Source organism: Candidatus Magnetobacterium casense (assembly GCF_019173545.1).
GTDB classification, from domain to species: Bacteria; Nitrospirota; Thermodesulfovibrionia; order Thermodesulfovibrionales; family Magnetobacteriaceae; genus Magnetobacterium; species Magnetobacterium cryptolimnobacter.
Window position 1 is genome coordinate 1 of sequence record NZ_JABXWD010000650.1, and the last position, 1,446, is coordinate 1,446.

The window sequence follows — 1,446 nt, forward strand, 5'->3', positions numbered from 1 at the left end:
ACTGTTTGTTGTCGGGGTTGTGTATCACTCCCGTGTAATCGAAATAACCCTCAATGCCGCCAAACCTGTGATAATCAACCGTAGTGGCCCAGTAGGCCCGCTTGACTCCAATGCCTATGGCCGTTACAAATCGCTTGATCAGCTCCCGAGCCTGCCTCCGCTCGGAGTGAAAGTCGGCTGAGAGGCGTGGGTCGTGTGAATCACTTGGATAGCCTGTCTCCCCGATAAAAACCGGCACATTGATATAGCCATAACGCATCAACAGCTCCGTCGTATCTTTGTAGTTTTGCCGTATCTGCTCGTATTCGTTGACACGAAGGTCGTCCATGGCGCCATAGGGATGCCACATGCCAAAGAAATCAAAGGCCTTCCTCACCTTCATCCGCTTCAGGGTCTCAAGGACTTGCTCGTAGAACTGCAGATCGTTTTTAAACATCCCGCTTGTGGTAAGTCGGCACTTGGGACACTGTCCCTTGAGCGTCTTGTATGTGACTTCCAGTGCCCGGGCATATGTCTCCGGTTGCCAGGAGGCATCTGCCTCGGTATCCAGGCTGTAGTCCTTTATATTTGGATACTTGCGCATGGCTGCCTTGAGAAACTCCACATATTGTTGTACGTCCTCTTGGGCGAACTCCCCACGTTTGTTAAATACCCCCGGGGTAACCATTGCCGTACTGGGGTCTATGGTGAGCATGACGTTTAATCCCTTTGATATAGCGTCGTCGTAGAGGGGCTTCATCCTGTCCAGATACCGTGCTCCGCCTCCGGCGCCATCACTGCCATGTTTGTAGAGTACAAAGTGCAGACCGTTTGGCCCTATAAACCGAATCTGCTTAAAGGGCAGTTTGGCCGCCAGATTCCCTGCATACCTCTCCCCCACTGCCCTACCCTGGCTGTCAAAATCACCCGCCAACATCCCAAAGGGACTATACCGTGCAGTGGCAGCACACCTCTGCCCGCCACCAGGTTCAACAAACACAGGTACTGCAGATAGCTCTACCGATATGGCGCCATCCGTTACCTGCATGTATCCCCCTGTCTTTGTCGAAGGAGCCAGGGGGGGAGACTCTACCCTGGTTGTCTTAAAGTCGGCACTGGTGTTTGTCATCGCTATGCCGGAGTCGTACTGTGCAACGCCTTCCGTGACCTGTGCGTAGCTTGCGTTGAGTCTTAAGCTGACGGTAAGCGTTGCCCGTGGCGGCTTGCTATAGACCGGTGGTGGTGACGTGGATGGCGGAGGCATCACGTCTGCCGGTGGTGGTGATGGTGCGGTTATTACGGGCGTGGCCTGTATCGACTCAAGACTTGCAAACAGGCCGTCTACCAGCACGGATGCCTGCTCGGGTTGCAGCAACACATGGGATTGCAGCATCATCGATGTCTCAAATGTGTATATCTTGCCGGCATCAGTGCCCTGTGCCATGAGGAGTCTCGCCCACTGGTTCA

1 protein-coding gene is annotated in these 1,446 nt (G+C 54.0%); it reads right to left on the reverse strand.

Annotated features, from left to right (window positions below; translation table 11 throughout):
* A partial coding sequence (locus HWQ67_RS18430) for a hypothetical protein (protein WP_218254155.1) occupies positions 1–1,423 on the reverse strand: 1,423 nt, incomplete at its 3' end.
* Positions 1,424–1,446 lie beyond the last annotated feature (23 nt).